19 protein-coding genes are annotated in these 21,949 nt (G+C 48.1%); 4 read left to right on the plus strand and 15 right to left on the minus strand.

The window, feature by feature from the left end; all coding sequences use genetic code 11:
• Positions 1 to 86 precede the first annotated feature (86 nt).
• The 5 genes from SPIGRAPES_RS05840 to mnmE are packed head-to-tail and all read right to left on the minus strand — an operon-like array spanning position 87 to position 7,609.
• Complete coding sequence (locus SPIGRAPES_RS05840; protein ID WP_014269844.1) at positions 87 to 899, minus strand: aminotransferase class IV; 813 nt, start codon at positions 897 to 899, stop codon at positions 87 to 89.
• 13 nt (positions 900 to 912) lie between these two features.
• Positions 913 to 3,756, minus strand: coding sequence for a DNA translocase FtsK (locus tag SPIGRAPES_RS05845; protein ID WP_014269845.1), 2,844 nt, complete (start codon positions 3,754 to 3,756; stop codon positions 913 to 915).
• Between the two features lie 58 nt (positions 3,757 to 3,814).
• Positions 3,815 to 4,471, minus strand: coding sequence for a 16S rRNA (guanine(527)-N(7))-methyltransferase RsmG (gene rsmG / locus SPIGRAPES_RS05850; RefSeq protein ID WP_014269846.1), 657 nt, complete (start codon positions 4,469 to 4,471; stop codon positions 3,815 to 3,817).
• The gene (mnmG, locus tag SPIGRAPES_RS05855) at positions 4,458 to 6,275 is read right to left on the minus strand and encodes a tRNA uridine-5-carboxymethylaminomethyl(34) synthesis enzyme MnmG (RefSeq protein WP_014269847.1); all 1,818 of its coding nucleotides are present in this window, start codon (positions 6,273 to 6,275) and stop codon (positions 4,458 to 4,460) included. The genes rsmG and mnmG overlap by 14 nt, the downstream gene beginning before the upstream one ends.
• 2 nt (positions 6,276 to 6,277) lie before the next feature.
• The gene (gene mnmE, locus SPIGRAPES_RS05860) at positions 6,278 to 7,609 is read right to left on the minus strand and encodes a tRNA uridine-5-carboxymethylaminomethyl(34) synthesis GTPase MnmE (protein ID WP_155816669.1); all 1,332 of its coding nucleotides are present in this window, start codon (positions 7,607 to 7,609) and stop codon (positions 6,278 to 6,280) included.
• Between the two features lie 67 nt (positions 7,610 to 7,676).
• On the opposite strand from mnmE, the gene SPIGRAPES_RS05865 reads away from it, so the two are divergent.
• Together SPIGRAPES_RS05865 and efp are read left to right on the plus strand one after the other, a co-directional pair.
• Complete coding sequence (locus SPIGRAPES_RS05865; protein ID WP_014269849.1) at positions 7,677 to 8,681, plus strand: amino acid--tRNA ligase-related protein; 1,005 nt, start codon at positions 7,677 to 7,679, stop codon at positions 8,679 to 8,681.
• A gap of 17 nt (positions 8,682 to 8,698) precedes the next feature.
• Positions 8,699 to 9,262: an elongation factor P gene (gene efp, locus SPIGRAPES_RS05870; RefSeq protein ID WP_014269850.1), complete on the plus strand. Its 564-nt coding sequence runs from the start codon at positions 8,699 to 8,701 to the stop codon at positions 9,260 to 9,262.
• Positions 9,263 to 9,420: 158 nt separating this feature from the next.
• Here efp and hcp read toward each other — a convergent pair whose 3' ends face one another.
• From hcp to SPIGRAPES_RS05885, 3 genes are all read right to left on the minus strand, one after another.
• The gene (gene hcp, locus SPIGRAPES_RS05875) at positions 9,421 to 11,055 is read right to left on the minus strand and encodes a hydroxylamine reductase (RefSeq protein WP_014269851.1); all 1,635 of its coding nucleotides are present in this window, start codon (positions 11,053 to 11,055) and stop codon (positions 9,421 to 9,423) included.
• Positions 11,056 to 11,074: 19 nt separating this feature from the next.
• Positions 11,075 to 11,401, minus strand: a complete 327-nt coding sequence (locus SPIGRAPES_RS05880) for a cupin domain-containing protein (RefSeq protein WP_014269852.1) — start codon at positions 11,399 to 11,401, stop codon at positions 11,075 to 11,077.
• A 167-nt stretch (positions 11,402 to 11,568) separates the two neighbouring features.
• On the minus strand, positions 11,569 to 11,802 hold the full coding sequence (locus SPIGRAPES_RS05885; protein ID WP_014269853.1) for a hypothetical protein: 234 nt from the start codon (positions 11,800 to 11,802) through the stop codon (positions 11,569 to 11,571).
• Positions 11,803 to 12,015: 213 nt separating this feature from the next.
• Between SPIGRAPES_RS05885 and SPIGRAPES_RS05890 the strand changes: the two genes are divergently transcribed.
• Positions 12,016 to 12,591: a manganese efflux pump MntP gene (locus SPIGRAPES_RS05890; protein WP_041384478.1), complete on the plus strand. Its 576-nt coding sequence runs from the start codon at positions 12,016 to 12,018 to the stop codon at positions 12,589 to 12,591.
• Between the two features lie 96 nt (positions 12,592 to 12,687).
• Here the strand turns inward: SPIGRAPES_RS05890 and SPIGRAPES_RS05895 are convergent, their stop codons facing one another.
• Entirely contained in the window at positions 12,688 to 14,001 is a 1,314-nt protein-coding gene (locus tag SPIGRAPES_RS05895; RefSeq protein ID WP_014269855.1) for an MFS transporter, read from the minus strand.
• A 217-nt stretch (positions 14,002 to 14,218) separates the two neighbouring features.
• On the opposite strand from SPIGRAPES_RS05895, the gene SPIGRAPES_RS05900 reads away from it, so the two are divergent.
• Positions 14,219 to 15,289, plus strand: a complete 1,071-nt coding sequence (locus SPIGRAPES_RS05900) for a KamA family radical SAM protein (RefSeq protein ID WP_014269856.1) — start codon at positions 14,219 to 14,221, stop codon at positions 15,287 to 15,289.
• 21 nt (positions 15,290 to 15,310) lie between these two features.
• On the opposite strand, the gene SPIGRAPES_RS05905 is transcribed toward SPIGRAPES_RS05900, so the two are convergent.
• The 6 genes from SPIGRAPES_RS05905 to SPIGRAPES_RS05930 all read right to left on the minus strand — a co-directional run bounded on the left by SPIGRAPES_RS05905 (position 15,311) and on the right by SPIGRAPES_RS05930 (position 21,904).
• Positions 15,311 to 16,543: a hypothetical protein gene (locus SPIGRAPES_RS05905; protein ID WP_014269857.1), complete on the minus strand. Its 1,233-nt coding sequence runs from the start codon at positions 16,541 to 16,543 to the stop codon at positions 15,311 to 15,313.
• A gap of 28 nt (positions 16,544 to 16,571) precedes the next feature.
• Entirely contained in the window at positions 16,572 to 17,177 is a 606-nt protein-coding gene (gene coaE / locus SPIGRAPES_RS05910) for a dephospho-CoA kinase (RefSeq protein WP_014269858.1), read from the minus strand.
• The gene (gene polA / locus SPIGRAPES_RS05915; RefSeq protein WP_014269859.1) at positions 17,177 to 20,059 is read right to left on the minus strand and encodes a DNA polymerase I; all 2,883 of its coding nucleotides are present in this window, start codon (positions 20,057 to 20,059) and stop codon (positions 17,177 to 17,179) included. The genes coaE and polA overlap by 1 nt, the downstream gene beginning before the upstream one ends.
• Before the next feature lie 4 nt (positions 20,060 to 20,063).
• Positions 20,064 to 20,837, minus strand: a complete 774-nt coding sequence (locus SPIGRAPES_RS05920) for an MBL fold metallo-hydrolase (protein WP_014269860.1) — start codon at positions 20,835 to 20,837, stop codon at positions 20,064 to 20,066.
• Positions 20,834 to 21,175, minus strand: coding sequence for a hypothetical protein (locus SPIGRAPES_RS05925; RefSeq protein WP_014269861.1), 342 nt, complete (start codon positions 21,173 to 21,175; stop codon positions 20,834 to 20,836). The genes SPIGRAPES_RS05920 and SPIGRAPES_RS05925 overlap by 4 nt, the downstream gene beginning before the upstream one ends.
• 99 nt (positions 21,176 to 21,274) lie before the next feature.
• Complete coding sequence (locus SPIGRAPES_RS05930; protein WP_014269862.1) at positions 21,275 to 21,904, minus strand: hypothetical protein; 630 nt, start codon at positions 21,902 to 21,904, stop codon at positions 21,275 to 21,277.
• Positions 21,905 to 21,949: the final 45 nt, after the last annotated feature.

A 21,949-nucleotide genomic window follows, 5' to 3' on the forward strand; every position in this document is an offset into this window, starting at 1 on the left:
AAGGGAGAAAATACATTTACTCCCTTTCTACAAGATAGATTAAAATAACAGTATTGTCCACCTCCACAAGGAGACGGCAAAAACACTCAGTCCTCTAGCTCCCATTCCCTTACCTGATGGCAGATAGCAAGGGTCCTCGTAAACGGACCGGCAAAGCTTTTCCCATCGACAGAGTATATCGGCATAGCCGCCATACTGGTGGCGGAGATAAACAATTCATCGTACAACCCGGAACGGACATCCTTTGCCAAAGGGGATTCGTAGACAACCTCTATGCCATTTTTAAGCGCAGCCTGGACAACCCGGTCCCGGGTTACCCCCAGCAACACCTTTTCAGAGGGAGCTGTATACAGCTTACCTTCCCTGAAGGCAAAGAAATTGCTACGCGTCCCCTCCAGGATTTCCCCTTCCCTATTGACTAGAAGTGCTTCAAATCCACCTTGGCGGCGGGCAGCTTCAAGAGCCATATAATTCAACAGCAGATTCCCTGTCTTACAGGATGGCATCAATCGTTCGCCTTCATAGGTAAAGGTTACAACTCCTTCTCTGTAATAGCTATCAGGGTATGAAATCAGAGGTGCTGCCGTTATAAAACATTGAGGATCCTTGCCCCCGACAACAAGGATACGTACAGAAGCTTCCACCAAGGAATCCACCTGTATGAGAGCATGTACCCAGTTTGTCAATTCCTCGTTGGTGAATGAATGGGAAAGGAAGATGCCCTCACAGGACTTGTCCAATCGCCTCAAATGATCGGCAAGATGTACAGGTCTCCCCTTGATGACCCGAATGGATTCATAGGTAGAAAACCCAAACTGCACTTCCCTGTTTGTCACACTGAGTGTGGCGTCCGCTTCCTTAATGATAACCCCGTTCCGTACGGCATGTTCAGCGACCATTGCATTCCTTCTTTTACGATGGATATTTAATCAATTCCCTGGGCTTGCTCCCATTCGGAGGCCCGACATATCCCATCTCTTCCATCTGCTCTACCAGACGTGCAGCCCGGTTGTACCCTATCTTAAGCCTTCGCTGCAAGTAGGAAGCTGAAGCACAACGCCTTTCGACAACAATCTGGAGGGCTTTTTCCATCAGCGCATCATCATCGTTCCCTTCAACTTCATCAGACGAAGCATCACTGCTGTCAACATTTTCATCCTCGAAGAAGGAATCGTCGATAAAATCCTGGACTCCCTGGGTACTTGCGAACCTGACCACTTCCTCGACTTCATTGTCACTCAGATAAGCCCCTTGGATGCGCATGGGAATCGGATCGGTACTTGCAACATAGAGCATATCGCCCTTACCAAGTAACTTTTCTGCTCCGCCTTCATCGATAATGATCCGGCTATCGGTCGTACTGGTAACGGCAAAAGCGATTCGAGTAGGTATATTGCTTTTTATCACCCCGGTAATGACATCGACAGAGGGGCGCTGCGTCGCCAGAATCAGATGTATCCCGACTGCCCTGCTCATGGCAGCCAGACGGGAAACTTTGTTCTCCAGCTCCTTGCCCACCGTATGCATCAAGTCGGCAAACTCATCTATGACCACGACAATGAACGGGAGTTTTTCCCTTGCAAGATGACTTTCCTCAATCTTTTCATTATAGCCGGTGATATTTCGCGCGTTTATCCCTTGCAGCAGCCGATACCTCCTATCCATCTCATATAGACAGAAATCGAAGGCCTTGAGCGTCTTCTTAGGATCTGTGATGACCGGGGTCAAAAGATGTGGGATGCCATTGTAGATGTTCAGCTCCACAATTTTGGGATCTACAAGAATGAGTCTCACTTCTTTCGGGCTCTTACGGAATAATATGGAGCAGATCATCGAATTGACACAGACGCTCTTGCCACTTCCGGTAGACCCTGCAATGAGAAGATGCGGGGCTTTCTCGACATCGATGACAATAGGCTCCCCAAGAAGGTTCTTACCGAGAACCATGGGGATATTGCCCCTTTTCTGGTCCATGGAAGGAAGCATCTCCTTGAAACCGATGATATCGCGTTTCCTGTTTGGGATTTCTATTCCAACGGCAGAGCGCCCGGGTATCGGGGCAACGATGCGTACCTGCAGTGCTGCAAGGCTGAGGGCTATGTTATCTGCAAGGCTGACGATTGTATTCACCCTGACCCCGGGGGCAGGAAGAATCTCAAACATGGTTACGGTAGGCCCCCGTACAATGCTGACCAACTCAACCCTCACGTTGAATTCCATAAGAGTAGCAACCAGCTTGTCCCCTCTCTCCAAGGTCTCCGTGTCAATTACATTTCCGGTTTTGGGATACCTCACCAGGATTTCCTCGGGAGGAAAGCGGTATATAAGCCTTCCTTTATTGATCAGTGCACTGCCACTTCCGTTCGAGGAAGCGAGACCGCCCACCCCGCTTGCTGTATCAATGTCGAGATCACCTTCCAGTACCTCAGAAATAGGGGGTACATCATCCGAAAACCCTCCATTGATAGGTTTGGCGGTGCTCAAAGGAGCAAAAAACTCTGGGCGTTCAGTCTTCGGCTCGTCAAAAGAGGGTCTGACGGAAATGACCTGGTCCCGTATGGAAATCGTAGCTTTCCCGCTCTCCTCGGCAGGGAGTTGCAAAGATTCCTTTTCTCTTCTTTCCAAGGAGGGACTTCCCATAGAAACCTTGACTTCAACGGGATTGGCAATCGTAACAGAAGCAGGGGTTTCAGGCCGAGAAAACAAACCATGGTCTTCTGTTTCTTCCACGGCCCTTGCAAGCATTCCCTTGGCTTTTCCTGTCCTCTTGGGAACAGGCTCGCTATGGGCTGCAGGATTCTTCCCTATGACCTCCAAGGCTGCCTGGAGAAAGCCTGAAAGCGGTTCATGTTTCCTTTCATCGGATTTTGCTTTCTTTTTCTCTGTCCTGGTTTCGTCTTTTTCTACCTTGCGTTCCCGCATGTGTTCTTCTTTGATAGTCTGGAGAGCCCCTATACTGGCAAGTCCATAAGAAGGGGTGGGCGCCAACTCCTCTACATCGATGATATCTTTGTTGGCAACTGCTCTCTCGGGCGATCGTGCAAGGCTATTGAGAGGGGGAACTTCCATAACCTGGGGGAATTCCATTTTCCCTGAGAAATCCTTTTCCTCTGGTTTCTGTTTTTGTTTGAGTACAACGATAGCCTCATCCTCAGTAAGTTTTTCCTGCCGTTTCTTTTCTGAGGCCAATCTTCTCTTTTCTCCCCGCGAAAGGGAGGAGGTATCAATTTTCTGGCCAGCTTGCATCTGCTTCAGTTTCAAGGCAAAAGCCTTTTTCTTTCGGTAATGCCGGTCAAGGATATCGCCTATTAGGGTGAGGGCAACAAAAAGGCCAGTCTCGAAAAGGAAGGCTAGGACCACTTTGAGGGAAGCTGTATGCAACGTGGCACCATTTGCAAACAGAAAATCCATAATCACCTTCGGGCGGCCTGTCTGCTGAAGCATCTGAGCCAGGAGGTATACGGTAAAATACATGAGTGCGGTTACCGGAATCAACACGAAGGAAAAAGGTTTGCGGCCCCTGAAAGAAAAAGCCATGCAAGCCCAGAGGATAAGCAGAAAACAGAAAGGAATAAGTCCAAAAGGATTAGCCAATGCCGAAAAACCAATATACGGGGCCAGCCATTGCAAAAATCCAGTGAGAAAAGATGCTTTTACACTGAACAGAGGTAACACAATCCCCAATGACAACACCATTGCCAAAAAGAGTGACAAAAAGCCAAAAACCAATGAAAAACGACCTTTTCCTTTGTTCAAAACATTCTCCTCATGCAAAACCCCAATATCATTGAAACAACAAACCCATCCTCAGGTATCACCCCTTGTGCAAGATACAGAGCATTCGCTGGGCATCGAGATACGGTACGGACAAAGAGACCTGGCTCACAGTCCATTTACTCTTGCATTGTTTCTCAACTTGCTCCAACTCCATTCGGAGCTGGTCTTCCTGCCCCTTATAGGCACAGATCACCCCATCGGGAGCCAGGATTGGCTCGACGGCATCAAGGATATCATACAATGGGTGGAAAGCCCTGAAAGTTACCAAATCGAAAGAACCTTTGACTTGCGAGAGGTCTTGGTCATACACACTGACCCTATCGCTCAGGCGGCATAGGACAAGGGCATTATTGAGAAACCCCACCCTACGGCCCATACGTTCAACCAAGGTAAACCGGTAATCCCGCAATGCAATTGCCAAGGGAATGCCAGGCAACCCGGCCCCCGAGCCAAGGTCGGCGATGGTTGGGTCTTGTTTGCCTGAAAGCAAATCCAGAATTGTAGGGACAGAGGACAGGCTATCGACAATATGCTTGGTAATCAATTCATTCCCGCTTGCACCTACAAGCTTATAGGTGGGGTTCCACAGTTCAAGCTCCTTAATGTAGGTGGAAAGCTGAGCATATTGGGTATCATCAAACTGCAGACCAAGCTGGTCGATGGAATCATGCAACAGGTTGTCATACGTTGCCATGGCGGCCTCCCTTGCCAACATGCAGGATAAGGATTGCAAGATCGCTGGTACGGACCCCGTTTATCCTGCTCGCCTGCCCAACGGAGCGTGGCTTTATTGTCTTGAGTTTTTCCCTGGACTCTGCGCTTAGTCCCTCAAGGGTCCCATAGTCGAGGGTATCGGGAATCAAAAGGCCTTCCAGTTTCTCGAACCGTGAAACCTGCCGGTCCTGCCGGTGGATATATCCCTCGTACTTTATATCGAGTTCAACCTGGTAACGGGTAGGTTCATCAAACGCATCCAATTCGGGAATAGAGGACCTCAGGTCATCTATTGTCACTTCAGGCATTTTCAGGGCAGTGAGGGCGGTTTTCTGTTCATACTTATGTTTGGAAAGCAAGTCCTTCACGGCCTCAATCTTTTCCATTTTCTGTTTCAGGCGTTCCAATTTTTCCTCGCTCTGCAAGCCGACTGAATACCCTTTTCCAGTCAAGCGCTGGTCACAGGTATCATGGCGGAGATTCAACCGGTATTCTGCCCTGCTGGTAAACATCCTATACGGTTCCTTGGTTCCCATGGTCACCAGATCGTCAATCAAAACGCCGGTATAGGCTTCATTGCGGGAAAGAACCAGCGGTTTTTCGCCCTTCAATTTCTGGGCGGCATTGATTCCGGCCATCAAACCCTGGCAGGCTGCTTCCTCATATCCGCTGGTACCGTTGGTTTGTCCTGCAACGAACAGATTCCCAACATGCTTGCTCTCCAAGGATGCATAGAGGTTCTGGGGATCGAGGTAGTCGTACTCCACTGCATAGGCAGGGCGCATAATCTGGGCATGCTCGAGGCCTGCAATGCTATGGATAAAGTCCCACTGGACATCCTCAGGCAAGGAGGAGGAGATGCCGTTGAGATACATTTCCTCGGTACCGACCCCCTCCGGTTCCACAAAGATCTGGTGCCGGTCCCTATCTGGGAACCGGACTACCTTATCCTCGATGGAAGGGCAATAGCGTGGACCTTTGCCTACGATTTTCCCTCCATACAGAGGGGAACGGTGGATATTGTCTCTAATTATCTGATGGGTTTTGTCGTTGGTCCAGGTAATATGGCAAGGAAGCATGGGGCGCTCCACGCTGTCATAATCGAAACTGAAGGGCATCAAAACGGGATCACCGTCCTGCAGTTCCATTTTCTCAAAATCCAGCGAACTTTTACGTACCCTGGCGGGGGTACCCGTCTTCAGTCTTCCCACTGGGAATCCTTTCTCACGTAAGGCTGTCCCCAAGCCCATGGCTGCCGGCTCATCAAGACGGCCAAAGGGTGCATCGTATTCCCCGATGAAAATCCGCCCTTCCATAAATGTACCGGTAGTGAGGACCATCACCTTGCAGGAAATGACATGACCACGTGCAGTTTTGACCCCCACCAGGTTTTTCCCTTCCTTGTCCAAGACCAAATCGACAACGGTGTCCATAAATAGGGAGAGATTACTCTGGCTTTCCAACGTTTCTTTTGCGAGGCGGGCATAGGTGAATTTATCAGCCTGGGCACGGGGTGCCTGCACTGCAGGACCCCTACGACGGTTGAGAATCCTATATTGAATCATTGAATGGTCGATCAAGTGGGCCATTTCACCCCCGAGAGCATCGACTTCCCTTACTATATTTCCCTTTGAAAGCCCCCCGATTGCAGGATTGCAGGACAAACGCCCGATTGCATCCAGATTCTGGGTAATCAAAAGAGTGCTGAAACCAATTCTCGAGAGGGCCAGAGATGCCTCGATTCCGGCATGGCCCCCTCCCACTACTATTGCATCATAATCCATAGTTACTTCCCTACGCAAAATCCGCTGAATATCTTTTGAAGGATATCCGCGGGGGTGACTTCCCCGGTAAGTTCTCCGAGACTCTGCATTGCTTCACCCAACTCCGCGGCTACAATGTCCAACGGAATATCCAATTCAACAAGGGCTATCGCCCTTTGAACAGCTTCACTTGCCTGGAGCAACAGAACTTTCTGCCGCTCCGATTCGATTACCACCTGGTCTTCCCCTGTCGTGGGCAACCCCTGCCGCAGGCGTTTTGCAATGGCACTTGCCAATGCGGCTATTCCTTCCCCGCTCTGGGCACTGACAGAAAGACTGCCTTGCGGGGCTTTGGCCAAATCGCTCTTATTGAAAACGACAAGGGTTTTGTCATCAGAGCGATAACTCTGCTGTACCTCGGTGCTATCGACAAGATAGACAACCAAGTCGGCCTGGTCTATCAGTTGCTCGGTTCTTTTGATACCCTCTGCCTCGATAGTGTCACTGCTCTCGCGCAACCCGGCAGTGTCATAAAGCCGGACAGGGATTCCTTCAAAGGAACAATCTGCCTCGATATAATCTCGGGTAGTTCCCTTGGTCGCGCTTACTATCGACCGTTGTTGTTTAAGCAAAAGGTTGAAAAGCGAGCTTTTCCCTGCATTGGTGGCCCCTGCAAGGACAACCCTTGCCCCTTGGCCATAGAGGCGTCCGACCGAATAGGAAGAGGCAAGCCTTTCAAGGGCAATTTCTACTTCCTGGAGCCGGGACAGAGGAAACACGAACTCATCAAGTTCATCCTCTGCATAGTCCAGCTGCACCTCGACGGCTGCCAAAACAACAAGCAAGTCTTCCTTGACTGCTGAAATCCTATCTTTAAGAGACCCTTCCAACCGTGAAAGGGCCATAGCCTGGCTCCGCGGGCTCTGGGCTGCAACCAGTTCTTGTACTGCCTCGGCCTGGGTTAAGTCCATTCTCCCATGCAAAAAAGCACGGAAGGTAAACTCGCCACCCTGGGCAGGGCGCAAACCGATACGCTTGAACAAAGCAAGCAATTTCTGAAGCCCCGGCAGCGACCCATGGCAGGTAAACTCAACAGATTCCTCCAAAGTATACCCATGCCCATGCGTATAGACAGCCGCGACAACCTCATCGAGGTTCTCTCCATTTTGCCCATCGGTTATGAACCCATGGACCAACGTGGCATTCTTAGCCTGCAACAAAGCCTTCGGACGGGAAAAACATTCCCCCAAAGCCTTTCTGCAACCTTCACCGCTGACACGGATTACGGCCAAAGCACTCTGGGCCCAGGCTGTTGCCAATGCATATATTATATCGTCAGTATTATAACTTTCCATGTCGAGCAGTATACTGTAGTGGCGGCAGACCTTGCAACAAGAGCATCTCATTGGATATGATACCGCCATGGATATTTCTGCAAAAAATGCGGCTCTTCTTCGAAGCCGCCTATACAAATCGATGCGTTCCTTTTTCGACGAACGGTCGTATACCGAAGTCGATACTCCTTCGCTGTCCCCTGACCTCATCCCAGAGCCAACGATAGAGAATTTCGGAACCCGTTTTGACAATGAATTCATAGGTTCTTTGGATATGTATCTGATTCCCTCCCCTGAGGTTTTCATGAAAAAACTGATTGCAGCCGGTTTTGGAAGCATATATCAGTTCAGCCACTGTTTCCGCAACTGCGAACAGATAGGCAAGATACACAATCCTGAGTTCTCTATGCTCGAATATTATACGGTAGGGGCGGACGAACAGGATTCCATCGAAATTACCGCAGAATTGCTTGCAAAGACCGCCTTGCCCAACTGCCCGACGCACTTGTTGCCACCCTTCAACCATTTGACTGTGGAAGAAGCCATGTGGCGCTATGCCCAGGTAGACTTGGAAAAGAACCAGAGCCAGAAAAATCTTGCCAATGAGGCAAGGCGGCTCGGTTTGCATCTCGGAACCGAACCGGAGAGCTGGGAAGACACCTTCAACAGGATTTTTTTGACTTTTGTCGAACCAAACCTGCCCCAGGATAAGCCTTTGGTGCTCGACCGATACCCAGCCCAGATTGAATGTTTGGCAAAACGTGAGGGAAATTATAGAAAACGCTGGGAAATGTATGCGGGTGGCATAGAAATTGCGAACTGTTACGATGAAGAACGAGAGGTAGCGGTGATAGAGGCATATTATCGCCAAGAGTATGCCAAACTTATCCAACAGCGAACAATCAAGCAGTCGGTCATCCCTGATACAGACCCTTCCTTTGCTACTTTGTTCACCACTTTCCCCCAGTGTTCAGGTGTTGCTTTGGGGATGGACAGGTTGCTGATGCTACAGTTGGGAAAAACCAGCCTTGAGGGGGTGATTCTTTTTCCTATTTCTGGTATGCTTGGCAACGGTAAAAATTGTAATATTTAACATACGAGGTAATTAGCATGATTAAAGCAGGTCAAATCGAAAAGGGAACAGCCCTTCTCATTAAAGGACAGCCCTTTGTTTGCATCGACCGTGAATTTGTAAACCCCGGTAAAGGATCGGCCTTTGTTCGTCTGAAACTCAAGAGCCCCTCAAGTGGCCAGACCCTCAGCGAAACCATGAAGAGCCAGGACAATGCCGAGGATATCATGGTTGTGGATCGCGATTGCCAATATCTGTTCAATGATGGCGAAAGCTTCCACTTCATGCTGACTGATACATACGACCAGATTGAAGTCCCTATGGTAAACTTCCCCGACTATCAGTTCATCATGAAAGACGGTGAAACCTATCGCTGCACATTCTGGGAAACCCAGCTTCTCGATATCCAGGTCCCACCCAAGGTAATCTTTTTGGTAGCCGAGGCAGAGGAAGCCGTCAAAGGCGACACTGTCCAGGGAGCAACCAAATATGTGGTGACCGAGACAGGCCTCAAGGTTCGAGTTCCCATTTTCATCAAACAGGGTGAAAAGATCAGGGTAAACACCGAAACCAAGGAATACCTGGAACGGGTCAACAGCTAGAAAAAGTGGTTTTCCATCGCAATAAAAGAGCCAGCACGTGCCGGCTCTTTTATTATGTCCCTATATGTGCATACTTTTCAGCAGACAGAGACAGGAAACCGCTAAGGGGGGGACTCCCTGTCTCAATACCTGGGCAACAGGTACGCTCTGGTATCGTATCAGCCAACCAGAAGGCTTATGTCATCCTCAACATTGGAAATACCGGCAATTCCGAAGTTCTCAACCAATACGTTTGCAACGTTAGGAGACAGGAAGGCAGGAAGCGTAGGTCCGAGATGAATGTTCTTCACCCCAAGGGACAATAACGCCAACAGCACGATGACAGCTTTCTGTTCATACCAGGCAATATTGTAAGCGATCGGAAGTTCGTTGATATCGTCCAGGGCAAACACTTCTTTGAGCTTGAGGGCAATGAGAGCCAAAGAGTAGGAATCATTGCACTGACCGGCATCGAGCACACGGGGAATACCACCGATATCGCCAAGATTGAGCTTGATATATTTGTACTTTGCACAACCAGCGGTAAGGATTACGGTATCCTTGGGTAGGGCCTTTGCAAATTCTGTGTAGTAATCCCTCGATTTCGAACGTCCGTCACAGCCGGCCATGACTACAAACTTCTTTATCGCCCCGCTCTTCACGGCATCGACAACCTTGTCTGCCAAAGCGAACACCTGGTTGTGGGCAAAACCGCCGACCAGCTTACCAGTCTCAAGTTCTGTTGGGGCTTCACATTTCTTGGCCATTTCAATGATCTGGGAGAAATCTTTTGTCTCTCCGATATCGCCACCAATATGCTTGACCCCGGGGAACCCTGTAGCACCGGTAGTAAAGATGCGGTCTTTATAGGAAGCATCGGGTGCAACGATACAGTTGGTGGTCATCAAGATCGGGCCATTGAACGAAGCGAATTCCTGCTTTTGCTTCCACCAGGCGTTACCGTAGTTACCGACAAAATTCGGATATTTCTTGAATGCAGGGTAGTAATGGGCGGGAAGCATTTCCGAGTGGGTATATACATCTACCCCGGTCCCTTGGGTCTGTTCCAACAACATCTTTAAGTCACGCAAATCATGTCCTGAGATCAGAATCCCAGGGTTTTTACCAACACCAAGCTTGACCTCGGTAATTTCAGGATTGCCGTAAGCACCTGTATTTGCACTATCAAGCAAAGCCATTCCGGTCACACCCCACTTACCTGTTTCCAACGTGAGGGCTACAAGCTCATCCACGCTCTTTTTTTCAAGCAAAGCGGCAAGGGAACTTTGGATAAAGCTATCGAGGGCCTCATCATCCTTGATAAGGACGTTGGCATGTTTGCTATAGGCAGAGACTCCCTTCAAACCGTAGGTAATCAGTTCCTTGAGACTCCTTATATCCTCATTTTTCTCGGAAAGGACACCGATTGACCTTGCCTTATCTTCAATGGTACGTCTGTCGCTCTCTACATATAAGGCTGCCTCACTAAGGTTTGAAGCATCAGCAAGCTGGGCGATAAGCCTGGTTTTCATATCAATGGTAAGCAGAATCCTTGTATAGATTGCCTGGTCATCGAAATTGGCATTGGTAATGGTGCTGAACAGGTTGAACGTTACCAGATGGTTGACCTCAGATCCTACGTCCTTGCCTTCACTGCGCAAACGGGTCGAAACCTGGCTCAAGCCTTTGGTTACCCATACAAGCATATCCATCAGGTTCGAGACTTCTGCAGATTTTCCACAGACACCGGCGAGCGTACAGCCACTATTGCGTGCTGTTTCCTGGCATTGGTAACAAAACATTTTTGAATCCATATTAGCTCTCCTTCTCATTCTAGAAAATTACGATCAGGAACATTTTGAAACGTTCGGGGGCAACTATTGCGTGAGGATGCTTAGCTGGCATGAGAATCGATTCGCCTGCCTTGAGGATATGTTTTTCCCCGTCTATGGTAACCTCACCTTTCCCATCAAGGGCGACTACCAAGGCATCACCTCCACTTTCATGGCTGCTTATCTCCTCACCTTTTTCAAAAGCAAACAAGGTCAGACTATGATTTTGGTCTTGTGCAAGGGTCTTGCTGACAACCTGGCCGCTTTGATAACTTACCTGCTGGGCAAAATCCAAGACTTTCGCATATTCGAAATTTTTGATTTTCATACTCATCCTCCTGGGATTTTTAGTATCAACACCCCTAGTGTAGAAGGAAAGAACTGTACAGTATGTTGTTTTTCCAACATCAATAAATTTTACCACCAAAAAAACAAAGCCAGTAATCGTCTTCTGATTGCTGGCTTCTCATATGCATGGTGATGTGTTTAGGGTATTTACCAAGTCTTTACCTTGACTGTAATAGTATTTGTATTCTGGTCTGATTGCACTTCACAGTGGAAATTTCTGTTATTTGATGAGATTACTACACCACCTTCTGAGGAATCGACATGCGAAGTCTTAGGGACCTTACCATGCAGATATAAATTCGAAGCCCCTTGGGAGAAAATGGAAAAGGAGAAGAGACTCAGCAAAACAAGAAAAAGGAATAGTTTCAAAACCTTTGACATCGAATCCCTCCATAATTATTCAAGGTATCTGCCTACAAGCATAGAAGCCCTGAGGGTTGCTGTCAAGCAATAATGTTTTTTATTTCTTTTTATGTATATAATTATATTTTACTTTAAGTTATAAATCCAGATAAACCCATGCATTTTACAAGCCTTGAACAGACCTATCCAAACATCCTATACTTGCTTCATTCGTTTGTCTGGAGTAGAAATTTGGGAATCTTTGAATTGATATTGGTCTCTATAGGGTTGGCAATGGACGCCTTTGCAGTTTCCCTGTGCAAGGGTTTGCGAATGAAAACTATAAACTACCGGCAAGGTGCGATTATTTCCTTTACCTTCGGTTTTTTCCAGGCCTTGATGCCTTTGCTCGGATGGACCTTGGGTCTCCAGTTTGAAAAGTATATTACCACATTCGACCATTGGATTGCCTTTGTCCTTCTTTTTGCCATCGGGGGTAAGATGCTCTGGGATGCATTCCATGAGGATGGATCGTGCCCGATCGGAGAAAACGAAAGGATCAAAGTAAAGGAACTTTTCCTATTGGCAATCGCAACAAGTATCGATGCATTGGCTGTTGGCATTACCCTTGCTTTTTTGAAGGTAGACATACTCCTGTCAGTATCGTTGATCGGGATAATCACCTTTGCAATATCGTTTTTCGGAGTTGTGCTTGGACACAGGTTCGGAACCAGGTTCCAAGGCAAGGCCGAGATGGCAGGCGGAATAGTCCTCATCCTGATCGGGATAAAAATCTTATGCTCCCACCTTGGTATCCTCATGTTTTAAACGGACAAACCTCCGCTTGTACAGAGAAAAAAGGCCAAATACCAATGCATGGTAATTTTGGCCTTTTTTTACTTTTTTTACTTTCTTGCAGTCTTCTTATTTAAGTACTTTTTGAGCATCATCTTCCGGTTCACCCCGATGGACATGACCCATCAGAATATAGGCGATGAACATCGATACGGCACCATACAGGAAAATTGCCCTGAAGCCGAATGCATCGATGAAAGCACCTGTAATCGGTGGTGAGATGATTGAAGCCAACTGACTGAAGAAATAATACAGCCCGGTGTATATACCTACTGTCTGATAGGTAGACATCTGCCAAAGCATCGGAAAACTGTTGGTGACAATCGAGACCCAGAAAATGCCAAACAAGAACAAAAGCGCCCAGAAAGTGTATTGTCTGAGGGAAGCTCCCAAGGAAGCAGTCAAAGGGTCATGGAAGAAAATGAACACGAGGATGGCGAAAATGCAGACCAAGGAAGTCCTGATCGTTTTCTTTCTTCCTATGCGGTGGGCAAGTACTCCAGATGGAATCGCAAAGATTGCATAGGCAATGCCAACCATGCCTGCGGCAAGGGAGGCCGTTCCGCTGCTGGTCTGGAGGATATCCTTTGAATAGAGCCCGACAAAGGGAAGAATCCCCTGGTACCCGATAAACCAGAAAAGCAAAGAAAGGAGAATAAACAGCGCACTCTTATCCTGTTCCTTGAAAATAACACGCAAGGAATGGAGTATGGGCACAGACTTCTCGCTTTCACCCACATTTAACGCTTTCTTTTCTTTCACAAAGCTAAAAAGCAGAATAACTGCGATAACAACAAGCACCCCTGAGATAGGGAAAGCCAAAATATCTTTTTGCAATCCGTACCCCGGAACCATGACTGGGACATCCATCAGCCTGGCAAGGCCGACAGTACCTACAATGGTTGCGATTCCCCCCATCGTATTAATAACACCGTTTGCCTCGCTTCTGAGATCGCCAGGTACCATATCCGGCATCAAAGCTACAACAGGACCCCGTACCGCCTGCTTGAACAGGTTCAAACCGAAAACCAGGACGATCAACATCCAGAGACTGCTTAAAGCCGCAAAAGGGATAAGCCCGAAAGCAACAGCGGTCAAGGGAAGACAAATGACAATAAAAGGCATACGTCTTCCGATCTTTGTATGGGTGCGGTCGCTCAAGGCACTGAAAACAGGAATCAGAAAAATTGCAAGCACATTATCCAGAGTCATGATGGACCCGATCAAAGCCTTTGATTCAACAAAACGGGAGAGAAATATTGGAATGAAAGTATCGTACAGGGGGTCCATAAGACCCATGGTAAAAAACCCAAGCCCGATAAGGAAGGTTGTAAGATAATACCCCTGCAACCCTTTCTTTTTGCTTTTTTCTACAGTGGCCATTTGTGTCTCCTAACATATGAAACATTTTGACCTAGTGTATCATAAAAAGGGACACTTGCAGTGAAAAATCCAGACTTGCTGCCCTCAAAAAGCAACAGGAAACACCCAAACACAAGGAAGACCAAATCATTACAAGAGATGCAAAGGCATTGCCCCAAGATTGTCGGCTTCTTTCCAGATACTGGACGAAAACGCTCCTTTGCTGTAAACCACAGGGATGGAACAAGAGAAACAAGACCATACCATAAGGAGTATGGCAAAACTAGGGTCGCTTTTGACCCTCAGTGAGGATGAAAAGACTTTTCAGGAAGGGAAACAAGCCTTACCTGTTGCAATAAACCCCTATTTTTTCAACCTGATCGATCCCAAGGACCCAAAGGACCCCTTGCGCAGGCAGGTTGTACCTACCCGTTTTGAACAAATAGAAAACAGGGGCGAAGATATCGATCCGCTTGAGGAAATTGACCATAGTATCACCGAAAGACTGATACACCGGTATGAAAACAGAGTTGCCTTTCTCGTAACCGATATCTGTCCCCTCTATTGTAGGCATTGTTTCCGTCGCCGGTTCACCGGTACGTTTAACGGTCCAGCAACCAGAAGACAGATAGAAGAAGCCGCCGAATATATACAGCAACATCCCAAGGTCAAGGAAATCCTGTTGACAGGAGGGGATATGATGACCCTTTCTGATTCCAGGATCGATGAAATGGTTACCATATTCCGTACGGCACGTCCTGACTTGATCATTCGTCTTTGCACCCGTACCCCTGCTACCTGGCCACAGAGAATCACCGATGACCTGATTGCTATTTTCAAGAAGCATTCGACGGCACCGTTTTATGTGATGACCCAGTTCAATCACCCCCGGGAGCTGACAGAAGAGGCAAAGATTGCCATTTCCAGGTTTGTCGATGCCGGGATTCCAGCCATGAACCAGACGGTCCTGCTCAGGGGGGTCAATGACTCGGTAGATACCCTTGAGGAACTTTGCAACAAGCTTCTGGCTAACAGGGTGAAACCCTACTACCTCTTCCAAGGAGACTTGGTCTCAGGAACAGCCCATTTCAGGGTTCCTCTCATACGTGGCATGGAAATCGAAGAAGAATTGCACCGGCGGCTTTCGGGGCTGGCAATGCCCTCGTATACGGTCGACCTACCCGAAGGAGGGGGAAAAGTCCCCTTGGCAAAATGCTACATCGAAGGAAATGACGGACAAGGTACCTGGAAAATAAGAACGCCCGAGGGAGGGGTCAGGTATTACCAAGACCCTCCATCAGGCGACTGATGAAAATCAGATATTCTTGTATTACTCTACTGCGTTGAGTCGTTCAAGAATCTGATCAATGGCCAGTTTACGGATTTCATCGCGCTTTTGGTCATATTCGGTGGGTTCAATGAAAACCACAGGCTCTTTTTCAGAGAATACCGGCACCGTAACCACAGGTAAGGATACCTTAGCCTTCGCAGGCTCAATTATGGTGGCAGCAGGGACAACCGTGGCAGCTTCAGCGACAACCTCGGGAGAAACAACAGGAGCAATTACAGGGGCAACCGTGGCAGGTTTGGCGACAACCTCGGGAGAACCTACAGGGGCAATTGCAGGGGCAACTGTGACAGGGTTGGCAACAACCTCGGGAGAAACAACAGGGGTCTTTGCCACAGAAGGCTTTGCAGGGGCTGCAGGAACAATAGTAGTTGGCTTCACGGTTTCTACCATGGAATCAACCATACTTTTGGCAGGTTTTTCCAGGGAATCCAGAATAGAGGGAACCAAGTCGGCTACTATGCGGTCACGGTAAGTGCCATAAAGGGCAACAAGCTGTTGCTCATCAAGCACCTGGGGAAAGTAAGGTTTCAGTTCTTCGGCGAAATAGGGCATATAGGTTTCTTTGTTATCTGTCAGGTCTTTATAGACCCCCTCTACGACCTGCGGCAACAGAAGGTCGACCAACTGGGGAATATAGGCTGACACTTCATTGGAAATCTCACCCTTCAGAATAGAGACCTGCCCTTCCAATTGTGTAGCGGACGCTTGCTTGAGATCGGACGTAAGCTGTGCAAACCTTGCATCGAATTCTTTCTGGATCGTGTCCTTGAAAACAGCCAATGACGAAGCTATCTCTTCGTTCATGACACTTTCCCGATAATTGGCGAAAGCCGTTTGCATTGCTGGGGAAAGCTTCTCAACCAACACAGGTTCCAACCTATCGACAAACAAAGCCAGTACCTGGTCATCATTGGCAAACCGGTCTTTGAGTTTTTCATACAAATCATCTTCCAGTGAGAGTGAAAGTTCTTTCTTCAAGGAAGGTAAAAGCTGCTGGGCAAGTTCTTTCTGGTCAACCGTAATGTCAGAAGTGGCCTCTTTTGAGAGTCTGAGGGGCTCGCCAATCTCCAAAAGAGGTTGTAGTTGCCTCTGTTTGGCAAGGTCCAGCATTTCATTGGAAACGCCCGGACGTAAATACCAAACCCCTGCAAATACAAAGATTGCCAAAACCGAAGTAATGACGAGCATATTAATCCGTACCGATTTCTTCATGTCAAACCCTCATCCAAAGAAAATTCCTTCATTTGCCTGAAACTCCGATTCCTATCCTAGCACAATACTGTACAACTTGTCGATGAATTATCACCGAAGGGCCACCATTGCGCATCTTCTCGACAGGCACCCCCTGGGTAAAATTATTCCAGACAATATCCTTCTGGGCCCTCTCACGTGCCAAAAAACGTCTGAAACCAAGGTGATCTCTCTTTCTTGAACGAAAAAAACGTACCAGAAAGGGAACTTTGACAAATACGATATGGTCGCACAACCTATCGAGCCCCATCCTATGGAGCAATGCGGCATTGAGTACAATCCCCTTTGCCCCATTCTTCTCAGCCTCTGCAATACGGTCTTGGCAAAGACCTACCATCGTAGGATGGGTGATAGCTTCCAACTGTTTCAAAAGGGAAGCATCACTAAACACCAAAACCCCGAGAGCTTTCCTGTTTACCGTATCTTCCGTTATCACAGAATCTCCGAAGGCCTGCCGGATCGCAGGTACATTTTTTGCAAGGGCCTCATGCCCGAGCAAATCCACATCGACTACGAGACACCCTTGTTTCTCGAATTCCCTGGCAAACAGGTTCTTTCCGGCACAGGCACGCCCAGACAACCCAATTACCAACATCAGTGTATATCTCCCCAGTTTTCCCCGGTCTCCATGCTTACCTTCAGTGGAATTGAAAGCTTCACAGCCCCCTCCATTGCCTCTTTGACCAGACCTTTCACCAGTTCCAGTTCTGCAAAGGGAACCTCAAAGACCAGTTCGTCATGGATTTGCAATAAGAGCTTAGTTTGCAAGGCATGGGCTGACAATGCACTGTCGATACGAAGCATTGCCATTTTCATGATATCGGCCGCACTACCTTGGATGACCGTATTTACCGAGATGCGCTGGGCTTTGGCACGCTCACCTCCGTTTCTGCTATGGATTTCATTGATCGTCCGCACATGCCCCAGAATCGTAGTGACATATCCATCGGTCTCAGCTTTTCTTTTTGTCTGTTCCACGAAGGCCTGAACTGCGCTGTAGCGCTCAAAATACTGCTGGATGAACTGTTTTGCTTCCGTGTGGGGAATCTGCAGGTCCATCGCCAGGCTGTGTGCGCTCATCCCGTACATGACACCAAAGTTAATCGTCTTGGCTATCCTGCGCTGGTCGGAGGACACTTGCTCGAAGGGAACGTTGAAAATCAAGGCTGCGGTAGCCCGGTGGACATCGACCCCATTGGCAAAAGCATCCTTGAGCCCTGGGTCATCGGCCATATGGGCAAGGACAACCAGTTCAATCTGCGAATAGTCTGCCGAAAGGAAGATGCAGCCTTTTTTCGGGACAAACGAGGACCGTATCCTTCTCCCCTCCTCCGTGCGGACTGGAATGTTCTGCAAATTGGGGTCCTTGCAGGAGAGTCTGCCCGTTTCCGTCCCGGTCTGGGAAAAAGAAGGGTGAATCCTCCCGGTTTTCTCGTTAATCTGCAAGGGGAGCTTATCGATATAGGTATTCTTCAGCTTGCTCAGCATCCGGTAATGCAAGACCAAGGCAACTTCCTCATAGGTTTCAGCCAAGGGTTCCAACACATCGGTTGAGGTCGAGAACCCTGACTTGGTCTTCGCCCCGGTAGGGATTTCCCTCTCTACGAATAACACTTCCTGCAGTTGTTTAGGCGAATTGAGATTAAATACATGCCCACAGATTTCAAAAACCTTAGCCTCGGTCTCGGCCAATCTTTTTTCAAATTCCTCGGTCAACGGTTCAAGCAGGGTCCTATCAAGGAATATTCCATTCATCTCCATATTTGCGATAATGAGCAGAAGAGGCATCTCAACCTCCTCCATCAGGCGATAGAGATCCCTGGCAACCAACAACTCCTTGAACAGGTTGTAGAGCCTCCAGGTAATGTCCGAGTCCTCGGCCCCGTAGGCAACAACCAGATCCTGGGGGAGGTCGCTCAGTAATTTCCCTTTCGGGACAATATCGGTGTAATGGATTGTCTTGTAACCCAAATATTTTTCGCTGAGGTAGTCCATGTTGAAAACACCGGTGCTGTCGAGAAGCCAAGCGGCAACCATGGTATCGAAAACAACGCGTTTGGGCCGGACTCCCCAGTTCACAAGTACTTCATAGTCGTATTTGATATTCTGTCCCACTATGGCAATTCTTCCATTGGGAAGATAGTCATTGAGGACGGAACGGATGGCATCATCGGTGAACAAACGTTTCCCTTCGCTTACCAGCGGGACATAGTAGGCAATCTTTTCTTTCCAGCTGAAGGAAAAACCGATGGGGATGGCAACCATTGAGTCAATGGAGGTGGTCTCAAGGTCAAAGGCCATCAAAGCCGATTCTTTCTCCGCCAAGGCTAACAACTCCTTGAGCCGGGGCAAGGAGGTGACTGCCTCGTAGCTTCCTTTCTCTGCAGATACCATTTCACTAGCTGCAGCCTTGGGTTCTTCTGTCACTTTTTGCGTAGCCACAGGTTTGACCGAGCCGGAGATTCGTTCCAGGTCCCTTGCAAGGCTCTTCATACCGATTCCTTCAAACAAGGGGATCGCGGCACTGTAGTCTACATCGTCCAAGAGGTACTGGGAGGTATCGAAAGAGTCGACCTCGAATAAATCATCTCTGAGCTGGATGAGGGTCTTGCTGAGCTTGGCGCTTTCCTTTCCTTCTTCCAGCTTCGCCTGGATACCCTTGGAGCAAAGGCGCAGGTTCGCATAGATTCCGTCAAGAGAATCAAATTGCTGCAATAGCTTGGCAGCACCCTTCTCCCCGATTCCTTTGACGCCGGGGACATTGTCAGAGGCGTCTCCGAGCAACGTCAGGTAATCTACCATTTGTTTGGGGGTTATGCCAAATTCTTCAACGACTTCCTTTTCTCCCCAGAGCTTATAGAATTTCTCATTCTTCTTTGCCGGGCGCAAGGCAAAGGTATGTTCATCTACCAATTGCAACAGATCCTTGTCACCTGTAAACATGATGGTATCGACACCATGACGGGTAGCCTGTTCTGAAAGGGTTGCTATGATATCGTCTGCCTCGACCCCAATCATGGCAATTGAGGGAATATCCATTGCCTTGAGAATGTCATTGATCAGGGGAACCTGAGCATGCAGGTCCTCAGGGGCAGCATCACGGTTGGCCTTGTACGCAGGATACATTTCATGGCGAAACGTAAGGCCTTTGCTGTCCATTGCCACCACAAGGTAGTCAGGCTTATATTCGCGCATAATCTTTAAGACCGTTGTGAAAAAACCATAGACTGCGGATACATTGTTTCCTTTGGTATCTTTCATCGGATTATTGAAAAACCCGTAATAGGAACGATATATAAGCCCATACCCATCAATAATATAGAGCTTTTTACCCGTAGGCATAACAGAAGGTTTCGATTTCACTTCGCTTTCCTCCGTCCGTTTCTCTATAACAACAGGAGGCCGCAGTGCTGCTTCCCTTTCCAAGGCTTTTTGATCAAAATCGTCTTTTCCAAACAGTTCAAAGGAATCGCTCAATGTATTACTCCCCTATGGTAATGGTCAATGTATCATATGCCGGACGAATATCTTGCGGAAGTTCGCCTTCGAGCTTCCCATGACTCAAATCATGGCACATATGGGTTAAAAAAGTTCTTCTGGCCCCAACCTTGTGGGCAAACGCAGTTGCTTCGAATACGCACCAATGCGTGGGATGAGGACTATATCGTAGGGAACCCACGACAAGCGTATCGACCCCTTGAAAATACGGCAGGCTTTCCGAAGGTATGCCGCTACAATCGGTTGCATAAATAAAGGAACCTATCCTAAAGGCGAAAATGCGTTGGTTCCCATGGAAAATAGGAATCGGCAATACAGGGAAACCTGCTATCGAGACCTCCTTGTAGGGCTCGAGTATATTCACTTCCAAATGGGGAACTCCCCCCGCCTCATCAAATTTCCCCAAGACATAATTAAATCTTGTCTGGATAGTCTGGGAAACTTCCCCCGAGCAGTAAACCGGAAGACTCTCATTGCGGCAAAACACCCGCAGATCATCTATCCCGTTGAAATGGTCGGCATGGTCATGGGTATACAGCACCCCGTCAAGCCGCTTTATCCCGGACCTAAGGGCTTGGAGTCTGAACTCGGGTGTAGTATCGATGAGCAAAGAATGCTCCCCCTGGGTAAGGAGGATGCTGCTTCGGTACCGTTTGTCACGCGAATCGGTCGACCTACACACTGGGCATTCACACCCAATGACAGGAATACCATGACTGGTTCCCGTTCCAAGGAAAGTTACAGAGAATTCTTTCATTTCACGCTATCCGTGACGGTCTTAACTGCATCCTTGAGTGCTGTTTCCCCTTGCTTGGCCGCATCTTTGAGTTTTGACTGGATTTCCTCACTTTTCAGCAAATCCTGAAGTTTGTCGATCGACTGCTTCGTAAACTCAGGGCTGGAAGTAACAGTATCAACAGCAGTCTGTACTGCATTGTCCACCTGGGTACTTACCGTTTGCTTTCCTCTTTCGGAAAAACTGACACCAAGAAAATGCCCGCTTAGGGTAGGAACAAAAAAGTACAGGATAAAAAACGATACTAAAGCCGTAATCAATGCGGTAAGGAAGGAACGGGTAAAACCTCTATTGGCCATGGCAAAACTCCTTTGCCCTACTGTACCATACTTGGTGAAGGGCGAAAAGCAACACAGGCCCGGATTTCTCCGGGCCTGCATAAAATGCAATACTATACCTTACAGAAGTGAGAAGAGAAGGGAAACACCGAACTTCCCGCTATTGGTATCAGCTTTGAACAGTCTGTCAATTTCACTGTAGTTTTCAAATGTATACGTGCTATCTACAGTGTAGTTTACCCCAAGCATGATACTTCCCAGATTGAAATCAAGGGTAGCACGGTAGGAAACAGGTGACTTGATGAATGCATCGCCGAAGTTATTCCAGTTTTCGATACTTGTGTTGTCACTGGCATAGACAAAGGCATTGCCATCTTTGTCAATCAAAACGCGGAAGCGGGGTCCCATGCCAAAGCCGAGACGGGCTAAGCCAAGGAGGTCAAGGGAAATACCACCAGTCGTCAAAACAGATAGTTCGTGGTTCGAAGACGAATCCTCGGGAGGAGTGTACATACCTATTACGTCAACCTCGGCAAGCAAGAACTTGACACGGAGGTCTGCACCGAAGGTGTAGTTGGAAATGTCTGTCAAACCGCTGAAATCCCCATCATTGAATTGCGCGACAACTTCATCTCCAGTTACATTGTACATTGCAGTCGCACCAATGCTCAAATCTGCGATAGCAGCACTTAACACAGCTGGGAGAAGTACACATACGACAATAAGCGATACTAAAAACTTCTTCTTCATAACATACCCCTTGTTTACTGAAATTATCAGTTACTCTACTAATTA

Origin of the sequence: Sphaerochaeta pleomorpha str. Grapes, from assembly GCF_000236685.1 — a bacterium.
GTDB classification, from domain to species: domain Bacteria; phylum Spirochaetota; class Spirochaetia; order Sphaerochaetales; family Sphaerochaetaceae; genus Sphaerochaeta; species Sphaerochaeta pleomorpha.

Coding starts and splice junctions, on each gene's coding strand:
- SPIGRAPES_RS05925 (WP_014269861.1), bottom strand. CDS start 21,175: ATGGCCAATAGAGGTTTTACCCGTTCCTTCCTTACCGCATTGATTACG.
- SPIGRAPES_RS05895 (WP_014269855.1), bottom strand. CDS start 14,001: ATGGCCACTGTAGAAAAAAGCAAAAAGAAAGGGTTGCAGGGGTATTAT.
- efp (WP_014269850.1), top strand. CDS start 8,699: ATGATTAAAGCAGGTCAAATCGAAAAGGGAACAGCCCTTCTCATTAAA.
- SPIGRAPES_RS05880 (WP_014269852.1), bottom strand. CDS start 11,401: ATGAAAATCAAAAATTTCGAATATGCGAAAGTCTTGGATTTTGCCCAG.
- mnmE (WP_155816669.1), bottom strand. CDS start 7,609: ATGGAAAGTTATAATACTGACGATATAATATATGCATTGGCAACAGCC.
- mnmG (WP_014269847.1), bottom strand. CDS start 6,275: ATGGATTATGATGCAATAGTAGTGGGAGGGGGCCATGCCGGAATCGAG.
- SPIGRAPES_RS05865 (WP_014269849.1), top strand. CDS start 7,677: ATGGATATTTCTGCAAAAAATGCGGCTCTTCTTCGAAGCCGCCTATAC.
- SPIGRAPES_RS05885 (WP_014269853.1), bottom strand. CDS start 11,802: ATGTCAAAGGTTTTGAAACTATTCCTTTTTCTTGTTTTGCTGAGTCTC.
- SPIGRAPES_RS05840 (WP_014269844.1), bottom strand. CDS start 899: ATGGTCGCTGAACATGCCGTACGGAACGGGGTTATCATTAAGGAAGCG.
- coaE (WP_014269858.1), bottom strand. CDS start 17,177: ATGTTGGTAATTGGGTTGTCTGGGCGTGCCTGTGCCGGAAAGAACCTG.
- SPIGRAPES_RS05905 (WP_014269857.1), bottom strand. CDS start 16,543: ATGAAGAAATCGGTACGGATTAATATGCTCGTCATTACTTCGGTTTTG.
- hcp (WP_014269851.1), bottom strand. CDS start 11,055: ATGGATTCAAAAATGTTTTGTTACCAATGCCAGGAAACAGCACGCAAT.
- SPIGRAPES_RS05930 (WP_014269862.1), bottom strand. CDS start 21,904: ATGAAGAAGAAGTTTTTAGTATCGCTTATTGTCGTATGTGTACTTCTC.
- SPIGRAPES_RS05900 (WP_014269856.1), top strand. CDS start 14,219: ATGGAACAAGAGAAACAAGACCATACCATAAGGAGTATGGCAAAACTA.
- rsmG (WP_014269846.1), bottom strand. CDS start 4,471: ATGGCAACGTATGACAACCTGTTGCATGATTCCATCGACCAGCTTGGT.
- SPIGRAPES_RS05920 (WP_014269860.1), bottom strand. CDS start 20,837: ATGAAAGAATTCTCTGTAACTTTCCTTGGAACGGGAACCAGTCATGGT.